At 47.9% G+C, this 14,893-nt stretch carries 26 protein-coding genes; all 26 read right to left on the bottom strand.

Annotation, left to right across the window (positions count from 1 at the left end; genetic code table 11):
• Nucleotides 1-85 precede the first annotated feature (85 nt).
• The 26 genes from truA to rplD all read right to left on the bottom strand — a co-directional run bounded on the left by truA (nt 86) and on the right by rplD (nt 14,839).
• Complete coding sequence (gene truA, locus PN499_RS06670; RefSeq protein WP_272030899.1) at nt 86-883, bottom strand: tRNA pseudouridine(38-40) synthase TruA; 798 nt, start codon at nt 881-883, stop codon at nt 86-88.
• Between the two features lie 88 nt (nt 884-971).
• Nucleotides 972-1,322 carry a 50S ribosomal protein L17 gene (rplQ, locus tag PN499_RS06665; protein WP_007356147.1) on the bottom strand — a complete coding sequence of 117 codons (351 nt, stop codon included), beginning with the start codon at nt 1,320-1,322 and terminating at the stop codon, nt 972-974.
• A gap of 76 nt (nt 1,323-1,398) precedes the next feature.
• Nucleotides 1,399-2,340, bottom strand: a complete 942-nt coding sequence (locus tag PN499_RS06660) for a DNA-directed RNA polymerase subunit alpha (protein WP_234708761.1) — start codon at nt 2,338-2,340, stop codon at nt 1,399-1,401.
• Between the two features lie 111 nt (nt 2,341-2,451).
• Nucleotides 2,452-2,847 carry a 30S ribosomal protein S11 gene (gene rpsK, locus PN499_RS06655; protein WP_007356149.1) on the bottom strand — a complete coding sequence of 132 codons (396 nt, stop codon included), beginning with the start codon at nt 2,845-2,847 and terminating at the stop codon, nt 2,452-2,454.
• An 81-nt stretch (nt 2,848-2,928) separates the two neighbouring features.
• Complete coding sequence (rpsM, locus tag PN499_RS06650; protein WP_272030898.1) at nt 2,929-3,312, bottom strand: 30S ribosomal protein S13; 384 nt, start codon at nt 3,310-3,312, stop codon at nt 2,929-2,931.
• A gap of 86 nt (nt 3,313-3,398) precedes the next feature.
• A complete protein-coding gene (gene rpmJ, locus PN499_RS06645) occupies nt 3,399-3,512 on the bottom strand; it encodes a 50S ribosomal protein L36 (protein ID WP_015178722.1) in 114 nt (37 codons plus the stop codon).
• A gap of 109 nt (nt 3,513-3,621) precedes the next feature.
• Complete coding sequence (infA, locus tag PN499_RS06640; protein ID WP_006276978.1) at nt 3,622-3,846, bottom strand: translation initiation factor IF-1; 225 nt, start codon at nt 3,844-3,846, stop codon at nt 3,622-3,624.
• Between the two features lie 210 nt (nt 3,847-4,056).
• Nucleotides 4,057-4,623 (bottom strand): adenylate kinase, encoded by a 567-nt coding sequence (locus PN499_RS06635; RefSeq protein WP_007356151.1) that lies wholly within the window; start codon nt 4,621-4,623, stop codon nt 4,057-4,059.
• 2 nt (nt 4,624-4,625) lie between these two features.
• Nucleotides 4,626-5,933: a preprotein translocase subunit SecY gene (secY, locus tag PN499_RS06630; RefSeq protein WP_272030895.1), complete on the bottom strand. Its 1,308-nt coding sequence runs from the start codon at nt 5,931-5,933 to the stop codon at nt 4,626-4,628.
• 130 nt (nt 5,934-6,063) lie between these two features.
• Entirely contained in the window at nt 6,064-6,507 is a 444-nt protein-coding gene (gene rplO / locus PN499_RS06625) for a 50S ribosomal protein L15 (RefSeq protein ID WP_272030893.1), read from the bottom strand.
• A 182-nt stretch (nt 6,508-6,689) separates the two neighbouring features.
• A complete protein-coding gene (rpsE, locus tag PN499_RS06620) occupies nt 6,690-7,241 on the bottom strand; it encodes a 30S ribosomal protein S5 (RefSeq protein ID WP_007356154.1) in 552 nt (183 codons plus the stop codon).
• Nucleotides 7,242-7,359: 118 nt separating this feature from the next.
• On the bottom strand, nt 7,360-7,722 hold the full coding sequence (gene rplR / locus PN499_RS06615; RefSeq protein ID WP_007356155.1) for a 50S ribosomal protein L18: 363 nt from the start codon (nt 7,720-7,722) through the stop codon (nt 7,360-7,362).
• A gap of 2 nt (nt 7,723-7,724) precedes the next feature.
• Nucleotides 7,725-8,270 carry a 50S ribosomal protein L6 gene (gene rplF / locus PN499_RS06610; protein ID WP_007356156.1) on the bottom strand — a complete coding sequence of 182 codons (546 nt, stop codon included), beginning with the start codon at nt 8,268-8,270 and terminating at the stop codon, nt 7,725-7,727.
• 166 nt (nt 8,271-8,436) lie between these two features.
• Nucleotides 8,437-8,838 (bottom strand): 30S ribosomal protein S8, encoded by a 402-nt coding sequence (gene rpsH / locus PN499_RS06605; RefSeq protein ID WP_007354593.1) that lies wholly within the window; start codon nt 8,836-8,838, stop codon nt 8,437-8,439.
• Between the two features lie 21 nt (nt 8,839-8,859).
• The gene (rplE, locus tag PN499_RS06600) at nt 8,860-9,402 is read right to left on the bottom strand and encodes a 50S ribosomal protein L5 (RefSeq protein WP_007354592.1); all 543 of its coding nucleotides are present in this window, start codon (nt 9,400-9,402) and stop codon (nt 8,860-8,862) included.
• A gap of 125 nt (nt 9,403-9,527) precedes the next feature.
• The gene (gene rplX, locus PN499_RS06595; protein WP_007354591.1) at nt 9,528-9,887 is read right to left on the bottom strand and encodes a 50S ribosomal protein L24; all 360 of its coding nucleotides are present in this window, start codon (nt 9,885-9,887) and stop codon (nt 9,528-9,530) included.
• Complete coding sequence (gene rplN / locus PN499_RS06590) at nt 9,887-10,255, bottom strand: 50S ribosomal protein L14 (RefSeq protein WP_007354590.1); 369 nt, start codon at nt 10,253-10,255, stop codon at nt 9,887-9,889. The genes rplX and rplN overlap by 1 nt, the downstream gene beginning before the upstream one ends.
• A gap of 74 nt (nt 10,256-10,329) precedes the next feature.
• Nucleotides 10,330-10,578, bottom strand: a complete 249-nt coding sequence (gene rpsQ / locus PN499_RS06585; protein WP_007354589.1) for a 30S ribosomal protein S17 — start codon at nt 10,576-10,578, stop codon at nt 10,330-10,332.
• A 67-nt stretch (nt 10,579-10,645) separates the two neighbouring features.
• Entirely contained in the window at nt 10,646-10,885 is a 240-nt protein-coding gene (rpmC, locus tag PN499_RS06580) for a 50S ribosomal protein L29 (RefSeq protein ID WP_007354588.1), read from the bottom strand.
• A gap of 1 nt (nt 10,886) precedes the next feature.
• Entirely contained in the window at nt 10,887-11,306 is a 420-nt protein-coding gene (gene rplP / locus PN499_RS06575; RefSeq protein WP_019487908.1) for a 50S ribosomal protein L16, read from the bottom strand.
• Nucleotides 11,307-11,361: 55 nt separating this feature from the next.
• On the bottom strand, nt 11,362-12,090 hold the full coding sequence (rpsC, locus tag PN499_RS06570; RefSeq protein WP_272030890.1) for a 30S ribosomal protein S3: 729 nt from the start codon (nt 12,088-12,090) through the stop codon (nt 11,362-11,364).
• Between the two features lie 101 nt (nt 12,091-12,191).
• Nucleotides 12,192-12,548 (bottom strand): 50S ribosomal protein L22, encoded by a 357-nt coding sequence (gene rplV, locus PN499_RS06565; protein WP_007354585.1) that lies wholly within the window; start codon nt 12,546-12,548, stop codon nt 12,192-12,194.
• Nucleotides 12,549-12,607: 59 nt separating this feature from the next.
• Nucleotides 12,608-12,886 (bottom strand): 30S ribosomal protein S19, encoded by a 279-nt coding sequence (gene rpsS / locus PN499_RS06560; protein ID WP_019487907.1) that lies wholly within the window; start codon nt 12,884-12,886, stop codon nt 12,608-12,610.
• A 67-nt stretch (nt 12,887-12,953) separates the two neighbouring features.
• Nucleotides 12,954-13,817: a 50S ribosomal protein L2 gene (gene rplB / locus PN499_RS06555; RefSeq protein ID WP_007354583.1), complete on the bottom strand. Its 864-nt coding sequence runs from the start codon at nt 13,815-13,817 to the stop codon at nt 12,954-12,956.
• 85 nt (nt 13,818-13,902) lie between these two features.
• On the bottom strand, nt 13,903-14,211 hold the full coding sequence (locus PN499_RS06550) for a 50S ribosomal protein L23 (RefSeq protein WP_272030888.1): 309 nt from the start codon (nt 14,209-14,211) through the stop codon (nt 13,903-13,905).
• Nucleotides 14,204-14,839, bottom strand: coding sequence for a 50S ribosomal protein L4 (rplD, locus tag PN499_RS06545; RefSeq protein ID WP_007354581.1), 636 nt, complete (start codon nt 14,837-14,839; stop codon nt 14,204-14,206). The genes PN499_RS06550 and rplD overlap by 8 nt, the downstream gene beginning before the upstream one ends.
• Nucleotides 14,840-14,893: the final 54 nt, after the last annotated feature.

Genomic DNA, 14,893 nt, shown 5'->3' with positions numbered 1-14,893 from the left:
TAATTGCTAATTGCTAATTGCTAATTGCTAATTGCTAATTGGGGAAACAACTAACAGTTATCAGTTAACAGTTAATAGTTAACAATTAACCAAAGACAAATTTAGGTTGGGTGTCGTACCAGATGTGAGGGGGAAATGGTAATTCTGGATAGCCAACCCGCAGCAGGCATAAACCATGAGCTGGGGCAGAATATTTTACCATTTCTCGGCGTTCTTGAACCCAGATGTCTTTAAAATTCTCAAGCGATCGCTCTCCTCTACCCACCTGCACCAGCAGCCCCACTAGCAGCCGCATCATCCCGTACAGAAACCCACTTGCCTGAACCTCGATGTGAATGAACGGCCCAAATCGCTGACATTCTGCTACTTGCACGTCTACCCAGGAATGAGGGCGTGACGACCCGGCGCGGTGAAAAGCTGCCAGGTGAAAGCGCCCAATTAAGGGAGTCAAAGCCGCCTGGATTAAAGATTCATCCAGAGGTGCATGATAATAGTGCCAAGCAAAGGGACGGACAAACAAGTTAGGTACTGGGTCTGTATAAAGGGTGTAGCGATAGCGCCGCCAAGTGGCTGAAAACCGAGCGTGCCAGGTGGGTTCCACCTTAGCGGAGGCTCGAATTAAAATATCTTTAGGCAGTCGCGAGTTGAGAATATCCTTCCAGCGGTGAGCTGGAACTGGGCCTTCGGCATCAAAATGCGCTACTTGAGCAGCGGCGTGAACTCCAGAGTCGGTTCTTCCGGCTCCGTGCAGCGTTACCGGACGTTGCAGCACCGTTGAGATAGTTGTTTCGATCTCTTCTTGTACTGTACGCTGATGCGGCTGCCGCTGCCAACCGTGCAAGTCTGTGCCGATATATTGGATGACCAAAGCAATACGCTGCATAATAATTAAAAATTAATAATTAAAAATTAAAAATTCAATCTAGTCATTTTTAATTTTGTTTCTTTAACTTTTAATTATTTTCACCGCATTAGACCAGTTCAATAATGGCCATTTCTGCATGATCTCCAGTTCGGGGGACAGTCCGCAGGACGCGGGTATATCCACCGTTACGATTGCCATAGCGTTCTTGAGCTTGTTCAAACAGTGCGTGTACTAGCTGTTTGTCATAGATATAGCCCATTGCCCGCCGACGAGCTGCCAGAGAGCCATCTTTTGCCAGGGTAATCATCCGATCCACTTCTGGCCGCACAGCTTTGGCGCGGGTGAGGGTGGTGGTGATTTTACCATGACGGATTAATTCTGTTGTCAGCGATCGCAGCAGTGCCTTGCGCTGGTCAGCAGGTTTACTAAGTTGGGGAACACGACAACGGTGACGCATATCAATTGGTAATTGGTAATTGGTAATTGGTTAACAGTTAACCGTTAACTGTTAACCGTTAACCGTTAACTCTGCTTTAAGTTTTAGCCTTTTCCTGGGGCAAGGTAATACCCAAGCGTTTCTGCAAAGCTTCTATCACTTCTTCTGCGGACTTCTGACCGAAGTTCTTGATTTCTAACAAGTCTTCTTGGGTATAGTCCAACAAATCTGCGACTGAATTGATTTGCGCCCGCTTTAGACAGTTGTAAGCTCGGACTGACAACTGTAACTCTTCAATAGGAATCTGACTGGTGGGATCTGCATCTGAACCCACATCACTTCTGAGCGACTCTAAAGTGATGTCTTTCAGGGGAGAGAACAGATCGACCAAGATGCTAGCAGCTTGACTGAGAGCCTCTTGAGGTGTCAAACTGCCATTAGTCCAGATTTCCATGATCAGCCGGTCTTTCTCTGTAGAGCCGCCTACGCGGGCATCCTCAACGCTGTAGTTGACTTTGCGAACCGGCATAAAAATCGCATCAATGGCGAGAAAATCTAGAGCTCCCCCATCGTCACGGCTCCGATCTACTGCCCGATACCCTACCCCTCTTTCTATGCGGAATTCCATTTCCAGCGTCGATCCTGGGGAGAGAGTGGCAATGTACTGGCTGCGATCGATCACGTCAACCTCAGAGGGTACATCGAAGCGGTCTGCGGTGACTGTTGCAGGCCCTTCTACTCGCAGTCTGCCAATTTGCGGTTGGGAAGAATGGCTTTTAAGGACAACCTCCTTCATGTTGAGCAGGATCTCTAGAACATCCTCTCGTACCCCCTCAATTGTGGCAAACTCGTGATTGACTCCGGCAATGCGGACTGAAGTTACAGCCGTTCCTTCTAGGTTCGACAGCATCACGCGCCTAAGCGCATTTCCAACAGTCGTTCCTTGACCCCGGTCTAGCGGTTCAAGGATAAATTTTCCGTACTGACTACGGTCTTTATCAGTGTTGGACTCTATACACTCAATCTGAAATTGCGCCACGGAGTGACCTCCCTTTTCCATTGAACCCCACAGTGAATTAAAAATTAAAAATTAAAAATGCCAAATTTAATTGCGTTGATTTTTAATTTTTAATTTTACATTTTTAATTAATTAGACTCGTCGCCGTTTGGGAGGGCGGCAGCCATTGTGAGGAATGGGGGTAACATCTCGAATCAGGGTGATTTCCAGACCCGCACCCTGGAGGGCCCGAATTGCTGTTTCGCGACCTGCTCCCGGCCCGCTAACCATGACTTCAACTTGGCGCATACCTTGGTCGTTAGCGCGGCGGGCCGCACTTTCGGCTGCGGTTTGAGCTGCGAAGGGAGTACCCTTCTTGGCTCCTTTAAAGCCGCTCGAACCCGCTGAAGCCCAAGAAATCACTTCGCCGTTGAGGTCGGTGATAGTAACAATCGTGTTGTTAAAGGTAGACTGGATAAAGGCTTGGCCGTTGGGTACATTCCTTTTTTGCTTTTTGGCTCCAGCTTTTTTGGTTGTTTGTCTCGCCATATGAGTCTCTTTAACGGCATTTGAAGTTGACTGCCTGCTGGCTTTGTGCCAGCCTGCACGGAAAATAGATGGAGAAAAAGGTTACTTCTTGGAAGGTGCCTTTTTCTTGCCTGCAACAGTGCGGCGAACGCCCCGGCGAGTCCGGGCATTGGTTCGGGTACGCTGACCCCGCACGGGCAAGCCCAAGCGATGCCGTCTACCCCGGTAAGTCCCGATGTCCATCAAGCGCTTGATGTTCATAGACTCCAAGCGCCGGAGATCCCCTTCGACTTGATAGTTGGTTTCTACCTCTCCCCGCAGAGCTGTCACGTCAGCGTCGCTTAAATCCTTAACACGAGTGTCAGGATTTACGCCTGTGGCGCTTAAAATCTCTTGGGATCTGGTTAGTCCAATTCCATAAATGTATGTCAGACCAATCTCTACGCGCTTATCGCGTGGAAGGTCTACCCCGGCAATCCGTGCCACGCTTTTACTCCCTACTGAATGCTAATTAGCTACAATGTTGTTGAATCAGGCAGCAGATTGCTCCGATGCCTGGGATAAAAAACCCCCTAACCCTGGCGTTGCTTATGTTTCGGGTTAGTACATATCACCATCACTCGACCGCGACGGCGGATGACGCGACACTTTTCACAAATCTTCTTAACGGATGCTCGAACTTTCATGCCTTTCTGGGCAACACTACAAACGTAGCATTATAGCATTAACTTGGGTGAATTTACAACAATCTATCTAACTAAATTGGAATTTAGTATTTAGAAAGTTTATCTAAGGCTACTTTTTCCGCAGGCGATAAGTAATTCGCCCTTTTGTCAAGTCGTAAGGGGTCAACTCGACCTTGACGCGATCGCCTGGAAGGATTTTGATGTAATTACGGCGGATCTTGCCAGAAATGTGAGCCAGAACATTAAACCCATTATCTAGGTCAACGCGGAACATCGCATTGGGCAGTGATTCTGTCACCGTCCCTTCCATTTCAATTAAATCTTGCTTAGACAAGTGGTAGTTTCCTCAACTCAACAACTAATTCACTCATAGAGAGCCAAGCCTGGGGTTCTCTTGAGTACCCGTTCAACAATTGGCATTCTTACCTCAAAGCTGCAACGGGCAGACCTAACACAAAGCCAACTAGCTAAAAGGTTTCTAGTTAACATATCTTAGCAAAAGTTGTTAGCGCCAAGAGGTTCAAAGCAAGAGGCAATAGCAGACCTAGCGGGAAGGGGAAGCAGGCTCAAGCAATTGTTGAATATCTGCGGTGACTGCCTCCAGAGAGCGATCGCCATCAACAGTAATTAACTGGTGGCGATCGCCATAAAAGCCAATCAAAGGTGCAGTTTGTTCGCGGTAAACCTCCAAACGGCGGCGGATCGTCTCCTCAGTGTCATCTTTACGACCCCTTGCTAACAAGCGAACCACCAAGATTTCATCCGGAACATCCAAATTAACCGTCTGTATGCCTCCCCGATCCCACTCCTGCAACAATTCCTCTAAAAAAGTTGCCTGGGCTACAGTGCGAGGAAAACCGTCCAAAATCCAGCCATTACTGGCATCTGCTTCCTTCAGGCGTTCCCGCACAATATCCATAAGTACCCGATCCGGTACCAACTCCCCGCGATCCATAAAGGCTTGCGCCTTCAGACCCAAATCAGTTTTGGCTACCACACAGGCCCGTAAAATCTCACCCGTAGAAATATGGGGAATTTTCCAGAAAGCCGCTAAAAGCTGAGCCTGAGTTCCCTTTCCGGCCCCTGGAGGCCCCAAGAAAATCAATTGCATTGCTATTGCTTGACCATTCCTTCATATCGCTGGGATATGACGTAAGTTTGAATTTGTTTAGCCGTATCGATCGCCACCCCGACCAGAATCAACAGCGAAGTCGCTCCCAACCCTCTAAAAGTCGTAACATTAGTAGCACTCTCCACAGCCGTAGGCACGATCGCCACCAAGCCTAGAAAAATCGCTCCCAAAAAAGTCAGGCGATTCAATACCCGCTCGACATACTCGCTAGTCTTTTGGCCAGGGCGAATACCAGGAATACTCGCACCCATCTTCTTCAAGTTCTGAGACATATCTACAGGGTTGACAATCAACGAAGCGTAGAAATAGCTAAAGAACAAGATCAAAACCAAATAAACCAGCGCATAGAGCCAAGGCATAGACCCGTTTGGATTCAAAGCATTAGCCACCTGCACCAAAATCGGATTATTTGTAAACTGCCCCAAGGAAGCGGGCAGAATCAAAACAGCCGAAGCAAAAATAATCGGCATCACTCCGCCTTGATTCAAGCGCAGTGGCAAATAGCTGCTTTTTTCTCGGTAAACCTTGCGACCAACTTGGCGGCGAGCTGAAATAATTGGGATGCGGCGCGTTCCTTCCTGAACGAAAACAATCCCAACAATCATCACCAAGAAAACCAGCAACAAAACGATAACTTGACCGACAATTTGGCTGTTACCGCTCTGAGCCAACTCCACAGTTTGACCCAAAGAACGGGGCAAAACCGCCACAATGTTGATAAAGATCAGCAACGATGCACCATTACCAATCCCCCGTTCCGTCACCAACTCCGACACCCACATTACAAACATCGACCCCGCCGTTAAAGCTAAGGCAGTTTGAGCAATGAATAAAGACGATGGTTCCTGGGCAAAGGGGCTAACCCAGATCGCAATCCCTACACTTTGAAGCACCGCCCAACCCAGTGCCACATAGCGAGTAATCTGAGAAATCTTACGCCGTCCTGCTTCCCCTTCATTCTTCTGCAACTCCTCTAAACTGGGGAGAGCCGCAGTCAGCAATTGAATGATAATGGAAGCATTAATATAGGGCAAAATCCCTAGAGCAAAAATCCCCAAAGCGGACAAACCGCCGCCAGAGAAAAGATCCAAAAAGCCAATTAAAGGGCTATTCTGAACATTTTGGGCAAAAGCAACGCGGTCAATGCCGGGGACTGGCAGGTGGACACCCAAGCGCACTAAAATCAGCAAGCCGATTGTCACCAGGATGCGCCCCCGCAAACCAGCAGCTTGAGCCATCTGCAAGAATGTCTCTTGTGCAGTTGGCGCTTTATCTCGACTAACGTCCATAAACGAGTTTTTAGTTGTGAATTTGAGTTTTAAATGAGTTTTATCGAGGGGCGACTTGGTGCATTTGGATTTGCCAATCTCAACGCATCGGAATGCCTAAAGCTGGCGTAGCCTACCCAAGAACGCACCCCTAAACTACTTCACAGCTTCCACCTGCGGCCTCAATTTTGGCGCGGGCCCCGGCTGTAAAACCAGCAGCTTTCACTTGCAGGGCCACATTTAATTCCCCATCTCCTAAGATTTTTAGCGGCCCATCATCAGTAGTGACGATTTTTGCCTCGATCAAAGAAGCTAAAGTTACTTCTGTGTTTGGTGGCAGTTCGGCAAGTTTACTTACATTAATCGTAGTGTACTCTTTCCGGTTAACGCGGGGAAAGCTTTTTAACTTGGGTAAGCGGCGGTATAGAGGATTTTGACCGCCCTCAAAACCTGGTCGGGTGCCACTCCCTGACCGAGATTTTTGACCGCGCATCCCCTTACCTGAGCTAGCGCCTTGACCGGCAGAAATACCCCGACCTAAGCGGCGGGGGCGCTTTTGGGAGCCTGCTTTTGGCAGAGCATCTTGTAATCTCATAGTTTTGGTAATAGGTAATTGGTAATCGGTAATTGCTAGTTGCTAACTGCTAATTGCTAATTGCTAATTGCTAATTGTTAGTCTTTGGTTTTTAGTTGTATTTTCCTACTAACCGCTAACCATTAGCTATTAACCATTAGCTATTAACCATTAGCTATTAGCCATTAGCTATTAGCCATTGACTAAGCATAAAGGTGTTCAACAGGAACGCCTCGCTCTTGGGCAACCTCAGAAAAGGTTCGCAGGGAGGAAAGAGCATTGACGGCGGCTCTAGCGTTGTTTAAAGGATTACCAGAACCTAGTTGTTTGGCGAGAATATTGCGAACGCCTGCTAATTCAAGCACTGTTCGCACTGCTCCCCCAGCAATTACCCCAGTACCGGGAGATGCTGGTCGCATCATTACTTTGGCTCCGCCACCTTCGCCGTTGACAGGATGGGGGATGGAATTAGCCTTAGTCAGAGGAACTTCTATCAGGTGCTTTTTGCCATCGGCAACGCCCTTTTTAACTGCTCCAATCACGTCACTGGCTTTGCCAACACCTACTCCAACTTGACCCCGTTCGTTACCAATGATAACGATGGCGCGGAAGCTAAGCTTTTTACCACCTTTGACTACTTTGGTAACGCGGCGAATTTGAACGACGCGCTCTTGCCATTCGGGTTCTTTGTCGCGAGATTTGTTACTTTTTTTCTTGTTGGTGTTGCTGTTGCGCTGCTCTTTTTGTTCTGCCATTATTTTGTCCTTTAGAAATTGTTAACTGTTAACTGTTAACTGTTAACCGTTAACCGTTAACTGGTAATTACTAATTAGCAATTAGCCATTAGCAATTAGCCATTAGCAAATAACTGCTCTAAAAATCTAAACCCGCTTCGCGAGCTGCTTCTGCTAGAGCTTTTACGCGACCGTGATAGAGGTTGCCTCCCCGGTCAAAGACAACTTTGGAGATACCAGCGCTAGAGCAGCGCTTGGCAATCAATTGACCGACTTGGACGGAAGCGTTACAGTTACCGCCGCTCTTGAGGTCAGTTTTTAATTCGGGATCGAGGGTTGACGCAGATACCAAAGTGTGCTGTTTGGTGTCGTCAATTACCTGTGCATAGATATGCTGGTGAGAGCGAAACACTGCCAACCGGGGGCGTTCGGGAGTACCAGATACCTTACGCCGCACTCGGCGGTGACGGCGCTCTATTGATTCTTTACGAGTAAGTTTCATGTTTACTTCTTCTTCCCTGCTGTCTTGCCAGCCTTGCGTCTGACTACTTCGCCGGTGTAGCGAATGCCTTTGCCCTTGTAGACTTCAGGTGGGCGGACTGCCCGGATGCGGGCGGCGGTGTTTCCCACCAATTCTTTATCAATGCCGCTGACAATCACGTTGACGTTGCCTTCAACTGCCACTTGAATGCCTTCTGGGGGCGGCATTTCGACGGGTTTGCTGTAACCCACGTTTAAGATCAGGTTGCGACCTTGAACTTGAGCCCGATAGCCCACGCCCTGAATTTCCAGACGACGCTGAAAGCCGTTTGAGACTCCCTCTACCATATTAGATACGAGAGTGCGGCACAGACCGTGCAACTGGCGGGCGGTACGGGATTCGTCCCGGCGTGTTACTAACAAGGTTTCCCCTTCCAGTTCTAAGACGACTTCTGCCGGCAATAGTCGAGAAAGTTCACCTTTTGGCCCTTTAACTGCAACGTGCTGACCGTCAATGGTAACGGTCACTTTACTAGGTATGCTAATTGGGCGCTTACCAATTCGAGACATAATTTTTTGTCCTTTGTCTTTTGTCCTTTGTCTGTTGGTAATTGGTAATTGGTAATCGGTAATTGGTAATTGGTAATCGGTAATTGGTAATCGGTAATTGCTGTTAATAACCAACAATAAACAACTAACAACTAACCGTTAACAGTTAACAGTTAACTGTCAACAATTACCATACATAACAAAGCACTTCACCGCCTAAACCTTGCCGTCTGGCTTCTCTATCGGTCATAATGCCGCTGGAGGTGGAGATGATGGCTATGCCAATTCCGCCTAAAACTCGCGGCAATTCTTTGCGATTAGAGTAAACGCGCAAGCCGGGTTTGCTGACTCGCTTGAGGGCGGTAATGATCGGGCGGCGAGTTTTGCCTTTGTACTTTAAAGAGAGCACTAAATGCCGCTTGATGCCTTCGCCTGCCTCTTCAATTTCAGCGATAAAGCCTTCACTTTTAAGGACTTCAGCAATGCTGCGAGTCATTTTTGTGGAGGGAATCTCAGTAGTTTGGTGTCGCGCCATGCAGGAGTTGCGAATGCGCGTCAGCATATCTGCAATAGTATCGTTAGCTGCCATCTGTTGTTCTTTACTTTACTACTAATACCTGAATGGCATACCCATTTCTTTGAGCAATGCGCGACCTTCTTCGTCGGTGTTGGCTGTGGTGATGATTGAAATGTCCATCCCGCGAATTTGATCGATGCTATCGTATTCTATTTCTGGAAAGATTAGCTGTTCTCTCAATCCCAAACTATAGTTGCCGCGCCCGTCAAAACTTTTGGCGCTAACGCCACGAAAGTCGCGAATGCGGGGCAGAGTAAGATTGATCAACCGTTCCAGAAAAGCATACATCCGGTCTGAGCGCAGCGTGACCATCACGCCGACGGGTACTCCTTTGCGGATTTTGAAGCCTGCGATTGCTTTTTTTGCTCTTGTCACTACAGGTTTTTGACCTGCGATGATGCCAATTTCAGTGATTGAGGATTCGAGAGCTTTAGCGTTTTGAGATGCTTCGCCCAATCCTCTGTTTATAGTGACTTTCACCACTTTGGGGACTTGATGGATATTAGTGTATTTAAACTGATCCATCAGTTTCGGGACAATTTTTTCTTGGTACGTGGTCTTGAGTTGTATTGCCATAATTGCTTTGTGTCTTTGCTGTTCCTGGGCGTGGTCAGGAAATTGCTAATTGTTATTTGTTAATTGTTAGTGGTTAGTTGTTAATGGCAATTACCAATTACCAATTACCAATTACCAATTAGCTGTTAGTCGATGATTTCACCAGTTTTCTTGAGCTTGCGGACTTTGCGACCATCTTCGGTGAAGGTGAAGCAAACGCGGCTAGCTACTTTTTCTTTGGTGGAATAGAGCATTACATTGGAGCTGTGGATGGGGCCTTCAAAGGTAGTAATTTTACCTGATTCGCCTTCCTGCTGGGGTTTAACGTGCTTAGTTTTGACGTTAATTCCTTGGACAACTACTTTGCTAGCTTGAGGATATGTCTTTAAGATTTCACCGACTTTGCCCTTATCTTTGCCAGTAATGACTTGAACGGTGTCGCCTTTTTTGACGTGCATTTTGTGGCGGACTTGGGTGCCACTTTTTTTGCCTTGTTTGCTGTACATTAAAGTACCTCCGGCGCTAAAGAAACGATTTTAGTAAAGTTTTTGTCGCGCAATTCGCGGGCGACAGGGCCGAAAACACGAGTGCCTTTCGGGTTGCCGTCAGCGTTGATAATCACAGCAGCATTGTCATCGAAACGGATGCTCATGCCGCTGTCCCGGCGCTCACCTTTGCGAGTACGGACAACAACGGCCCGGACGACATCGGATTTCTTAACTGCCATGTTAGGAATGGCATCTTTGACAACGGCGATAATGACATCGCCGACTCCAGCGTAGCGGCGGTTGCCTCCACCTAATACGCGGATGCACATTAATTTTCTGGCTCCGCTATTGTCAGCTACGTTGAGGTAAGTTTGAGGTTGAATCATGATTTCGATTCCTGCTAATTGCTAATTGCTAATGGTTAACGGTTAACTGTTAACTGTTAACTGTTAACAATTTGTCACCCGTTTTTGGTGGTGAGAATTTCGGCAACGATCCAGTGTTTGGTTTTGCTCAGGGGGCGCGTTTCGGTAATGCGGACGCGATCGCCTGGTTTGCACTGATTTTCTTCGTCGTGAGCTTTATATTTTTTGGTGTTCACGACGGTTTTGCCGTATTTGGTGTGGGAAGCGCGGTTTTCGACTGCTACCACTACCGTTTTATTCATTTTGTCGCTGACGACTAAGCCAACTCTTTCCTTAACTGCCATAGCAACCTATTCCTACTGTGCAACTGACTCTGGTTATTTATAGGGGCTTTCACACTACTAGCTTTTGCTAAGAAGCGCTTTTCGCAGCAGCAAGGGCCTCGGCGGCGGCGGCTCGCGATCGCTCCCCTTCAACTGTCATTAACTGAGCCAGCCGATGCTTGGCGTGCTTAAACTGGTGAGGCTTTTCTAAGCGGCCAGTTGCTTGCAACATTCGCAGTTCCATCAGTTGGCGTTTAATAGCTAAAATCTGCTCTGTGATTTCAGCATCAGTCAAATCTTTAGATTCTTGAATCTTTGATAAAGACATTCTAAGACTGCTCCTCTTCGCGGGTGATGAACTTAGTCTTAATGGGCAATTTAAAGGATGCCAAACGCATCGCTTCGCGAGCAGTTACTTCGGGAACGCCGCCAATTTCAAACAGCACGCGACCCGGCTTAATTACTGCTACCCAAAACTCAGGTGCACCTTTACCTGAACCCATCCGGGTTTCAGCGGCTCGTTGAGTAACTGGTTTATCTGGAAACACGCGAATCCAAATTTTGCCGCCTCTGCGAATATAGCGAGTCATAGCGCGGCGACTGGCCTCTATTTGACGCGAAGTTATCCAAGCGGGTTCGAGGGCTTGGAGAGCAAATTCGCCAAAGCTAACATTGTTGCCGCGAGTGGCAACTCCATTCATCCGCCCGCGTTGCTGCTTGCGGAATTTTGTTCTTTTAGGACTTAACATGGCGTGGGTAAAGCAAATTGCTAATTGCTAACTGTTAACGGTTAACTGTTAACTGTTAACCTTCGTTTGAACGATCTTCAAATTTATGGCGGCGACCCTTATTTTTAGTGCGGGGCGGGCCTGCATTGGGGGCAGGAATGTCTTCCTGTCCGGGGATGATTTCGCCTTTGAAAACCCAAACTTTTACACCCAAAATTCCATAGATGGTTTTGGCGGTGCAGTAAGAATAATCAATGTCTGCACGCAATGTGTGCAGGGGGACTCGACCTTCCCGCGTCCACTCTGTACGGGCAATTTCTGCTCCGTTTAAGCGACCGCTGACTTGGATTTTAATGCCTTCAATCCCAGCTTTTTGAGCGCGGGTGATGGCTTGGCGGACAACTCGACGGAAGGAAACGCGGCGCTCTAATTGCTGGGCGATATATTCAGCAATTAAGGTAGCGTCAGCATCTACACGCTGCACTTCTACAACGTTGATCCGAATCTGACGGTTGCTGCCTAATTGTTGCTGCAAACCTACTCGTAATTGTTCGATTCCCGTCCCGCCACGACCGACTACTACGCCGGGTCTAGCTGTTTGTACCTCAAGATCGATTTGGTCAGCTTTCCGGTCAATTTTGACTGAGGAAATACCTGCGTTACTGAGGTTTTTTTGGACGTACTGACGAATTTTCGAGTCTTCTTGTAAAAGCTCTGGATAGTTTCTGGCATCAGCAAACCACCGCGAACGGTGTTCCTGAGTGATGCCAAGTCTAAAACCAACTGGATGAATTTTCTGTCCCATAAGAGTCAAGAAAGAATTAATTAAAGAAGTAAAGAAGACCGCTTCTTAGCTCTTACAGTTAACAATTAACAATTAAAAGTTAACAGTTAACCTGGTATTCGTTACTCTGCTTGCGTTGCCACTGCGACAGTGATGTGACAAGTGGGTTTGCGAATTTGATAAGCGCGACCTTGAGCTCTGGGTCTAAAGCGTTTCAAGACTGGGCCTTGATCGGCGAAAGCTTGAGAGACAATGAGTTGCGCTCGATCCATGCCTGCGTTATGTTCGGCATTTGCCGCCGCTGAACGCAGGACTTTGAGAATTGGTTCGCAGGCGCGGTAAGGCATGAATTCCAGTAAAACCAGCGCTTCCCTATAAGATTTGCCGCGAATTTGGTCGAGGACTCGCCGCACTTTGTGGGGGGACATTCGGATGTAACGCGCGATCGCTTTTACTTCTGAATTTGTATCAATAGCCATTTAGCTCTTCTCTCTACTTTTCAACAGTTAACAGTTAACAGTTAACAGTTAACAACAATCTATCTTTTTGCCTTTTTATCGCCTTTAGCGTGACCTCTAAAGGTACGAGTCGGGACAAATTCTCCTAATTTATGTCCGACCATTTGCTCGGTTAGATAAACTGGAACGTGCTGGCGGCCGTTATGAACTGCGATCGTGTGACCTACCATCAGAGGTAAAATGGTAGAAGCTCTCGACCAAGTTTTAATAACTTGCCTTTGACCTAGAGAGTTCAGTTTTTCTATTTTGGTGAGCAGGTGATCGGCCACAAATGGGCCTTTTTTTAGCGATCGTGACATGGTAATTGGTAGTTGGTAATTGGTTAACAGTTAACAGTTAACTGTTGACTGTTAACTGTTATTAGGATTAACTTTGCCGTCCGCCTTTTCCACGTTTGGAGGCCTTGCGGCGGCGACGCACGATTAGGGAGTCGCTGCGCTTGTTCTTGCGTCGTGTTTTGGCACCCAAAGCTGGTTTGCCCCAAGGTGTGACGGGGCCGGAGCGACCGATGGGTGCTCTGCCTTCGCCACCACCGTGCGGGTGGTCTACGGGGTTCATGACGCTGCCTCGGACTGTTGGTCTGCGACCTTTCCAGCGAGTGCGGCCTGCTTTACCAATGCTGATATTTCTGGCTTCGACGTTGCCAACTTGACCGATGGTGGCGTAGCATTTGGCGCGAATTTTGCGCTGTTCGCCAGAAGGCAGTTTGAGGGTAACGTAGTCACCTTCTTTTGCCATCAACTGAGCGGTTGCGCCGGCACAGCGGACAATTTGCCCACCTTTTCCTGGTACTAATTCGACGTTGTGAACGCTGGTACCCAGGGGAATATTAATCAGAGGTAAGGCGTTACCAATTTCGATGGGAGATTCGGGGCCAGAGGTGATGACTGTCCCAATTTTTAAGCCTACGGGATGGAGGATGTACCGCTTTTCGCCATCTTTGTAGAAAACGAGGGCAATTCTCGCGTTACGGTTGGGGTCGTACTCAATGGCTTGGACGGTTCCAGGAACGTTGAGTTTGTCGCGGCGGAAGTCGATAGTCCGGTAAAGACGCTTGTGACCGCCGCCTCGGTGACGACAGGTGATGACACCGCGATTGTTACGACCTTGTTTGGTGTGCTTGTTTGCCGTCAGCGACTTTTCGGGTTCTGAGCGTGTAATCTCAGCAAAGTCAGAGACGGTGTGCTGTCTGGTGCTTGGAGTATAGGGTCGGTAGGAACGGATGCCCATAATTTTGTAATTGGTAATGGGTAATTGGTAATTGGCTAACTGTTAACTGTTAACTGTTAACCGTCAACTCACAAATTACCGATGTTTACACTTCTGGGAAGAGAATTTTTCTCAAGGGTTCGCCGTCTGCGAGGGTGACGACTGCTCGTTTGTAACGGGGTTTAAATCCCATGAATTTGCCGACTCTGCGCTTTTTGCGGGGCGGATTTTGAGTGTTCATGCCGATAACTTTGACATTGAACATCTGCTCGACTGCGGCTTTGATAATCGGTTTTGTGGCTTTGGGGGCTACGTCAAAGGTGAACTGGTTAAGTTCCATCATCCGAGTAGCTTTCTCTGTGAGAATAGGCTTGTGTAAAACGTCCGCTAAATCGCGGGGATTAAATTCACTCACCGTAAACCTCCTGCATTTTGGCAATGGCTGTGGCTGTGGTAACAATTTTGTCGGCGGCAAGAATGTCGTAGATGTTCAGGGAGCCTGCCAAAATAATTTTGAGGGTGGGGACGTTACGGCCGGATAAATAGATGTTTTCCTGTTTTTCTGGCAGGATTAACAATATTCTTGATTCCGGGTTGGCTCCCCATCGGGCGAGGGCTGTGATTAATTCTTTGGTTTTGGGTCTAGCTATTTGTTCGCTGAAGTCTTCTACCACGATGAAGTCTTCGGCGGCGCGGCTTTGGAGGGCTGTCCGCAATGCTAAACGCCGTTCCTTTTTATTCATTTTGATGTCGAAGTCTCTCGGCTTGGGGCCGAAGCTGACACCGCCGCCACGCCATAGGGGAGAACGGATGGAACCGGCTCTGGCTCTACCTGTTCCTTTTTGCCGCCAAGGTTTGCGACCGCCACCTCTGACTTCTGCTCTGGTTTTGGTGCTGGCTGTTCCTTGACGGGCGTTAACCATTTGCCGTCTTAAGGCTCTATGGACGATGTGAGAGGCATTTTCTTCTTTGGCTACGCGCAATTCTAGGGTGGTTTCCCCTACTTCTTCGCCTTGCCAATTTCGTACTACGCAGTTAACCATAATTTTTGGTAATTGGTAATTGGTAATTGGTAATTGGTAATTGGTAATTGGTAA

Source organism: Kamptonema animale CS-326, from assembly GCF_028330895.1.
GTDB lineage: Bacteria > Cyanobacteriota > Cyanobacteriia > Cyanobacteriales > Microcoleaceae > Kamptonema > Kamptonema formosum.
This window is presented reverse-complemented; position numbering and strand designations above follow the sequence as displayed.

Bases quoted from the DNA above. Each gene is read 5' to 3' on its own strand.
- truA (WP_272030899.1), bottom strand. From the start codon at position 883: ATGCAGCGTATTGCTTTGGTCATCCAATATATCGGCACAGACTTGCAC.
- rplQ (WP_007356147.1), bottom strand. From the start codon at position 1,322: ATGCGTCACCGTTGTCGTGTTCCCCAACTTAGTAAACCTGCTGACCAG.
- rpsK (WP_007356149.1), bottom strand. From the start codon at position 2,847: ATGGCGAGACAAACAACCAAAAAAGCTGGAGCCAAAAAGCAAAAAAGG.
- rpmJ (WP_015178722.1), bottom strand. From the start codon at position 3,512: ATGAAAGTTCGAGCATCCGTTAAGAAGATTTGTGAAAAGTGTCGCGTC.
- PN499_RS06635 (WP_007356151.1), bottom strand. From the start codon at position 4,623: ATGCAATTGATTTTCTTGGGGCCTCCAGGGGCCGGAAAGGGAACTCAG.
- secY (WP_272030895.1), bottom strand. From the start codon at position 5,933: ATGGACGTTAGTCGAGATAAAGCGCCAACTGCACAAGAGACATTCTTG.
- rplO (WP_272030893.1), bottom strand. From the start codon at position 6,507: ATGAGATTACAAGATGCTCTGCCAAAAGCAGGCTCCCAAAAGCGCCCC.
- rpsE (WP_007356154.1), bottom strand. From the start codon at position 7,241: ATGGCAGAACAAAAAGAGCAGCGCAACAGCAACACCAACAAGAAAAAA.
- rplR (WP_007356155.1), bottom strand. From the start codon at position 7,722: ATGAAACTTACTCGTAAAGAATCAATAGAGCGCCGTCACCGCCGAGTG.
- rplF (WP_007356156.1), bottom strand. From the start codon at position 8,270: ATGTCTCGAATTGGTAAGCGCCCAATTAGCATACCTAGTAAAGTGACC.
- rpsH (WP_007354593.1), bottom strand. From the start codon at position 8,838: ATGGCAGCTAACGATACTATTGCAGATATGCTGACGCGCATTCGCAAC.
- rplE (WP_007354592.1), bottom strand. From the start codon at position 9,402: ATGGCAATACAACTCAAGACCACGTACCAAGAAAAAATTGTCCCGAAA.
- rplX (WP_007354591.1), bottom strand. From the start codon at position 9,887: ATGTACAGCAAACAAGGCAAAAAAAGTGGCACCCAAGTCCGCCACAAA.
- rplN (WP_007354590.1), bottom strand. From the start codon at position 10,255: ATGATTCAACCTCAAACTTACCTCAACGTAGCTGACAATAGCGGAGCC.
- rpsQ (WP_007354589.1), bottom strand. From the start codon at position 10,578: ATGGCAGTTAAGGAAAGAGTTGGCTTAGTCGTCAGCGACAAAATGAAT.
- rpmC (WP_007354588.1), bottom strand. From the start codon at position 10,885: ATGTCTTTATCAAAGATTCAAGAATCTAAAGATTTGACTGATGCTGAA.
- rplP (WP_019487908.1), bottom strand. From the start codon at position 11,306: ATGTTAAGTCCTAAAAGAACAAAATTCCGCAAGCAGCAACGCGGGCGG.
- rpsC (WP_272030890.1), bottom strand. From the start codon at position 12,090: ATGGGACAGAAAATTCATCCAGTTGGTTTTAGACTTGGCATCACTCAG.
- rplV (WP_007354585.1), bottom strand. From the start codon at position 12,548: ATGGCTATTGATACAAATTCAGAAGTAAAAGCGATCGCGCGTTACATC.
- rpsS (WP_019487907.1), bottom strand. From the start codon at position 12,886: ATGTCACGATCGCTAAAAAAAGGCCCATTTGTGGCCGATCACCTGCTC.
- rplB (WP_007354583.1), bottom strand. From the start codon at position 13,817: ATGGGCATCCGTTCCTACCGACCCTATACTCCAAGCACCAGACAGCAC.
- rplD (WP_007354581.1), bottom strand. From the start codon at position 14,839: ATGGTTAACTGCGTAGTACGAAATTGGCAAGGCGAAGAAGTAGGGGAA.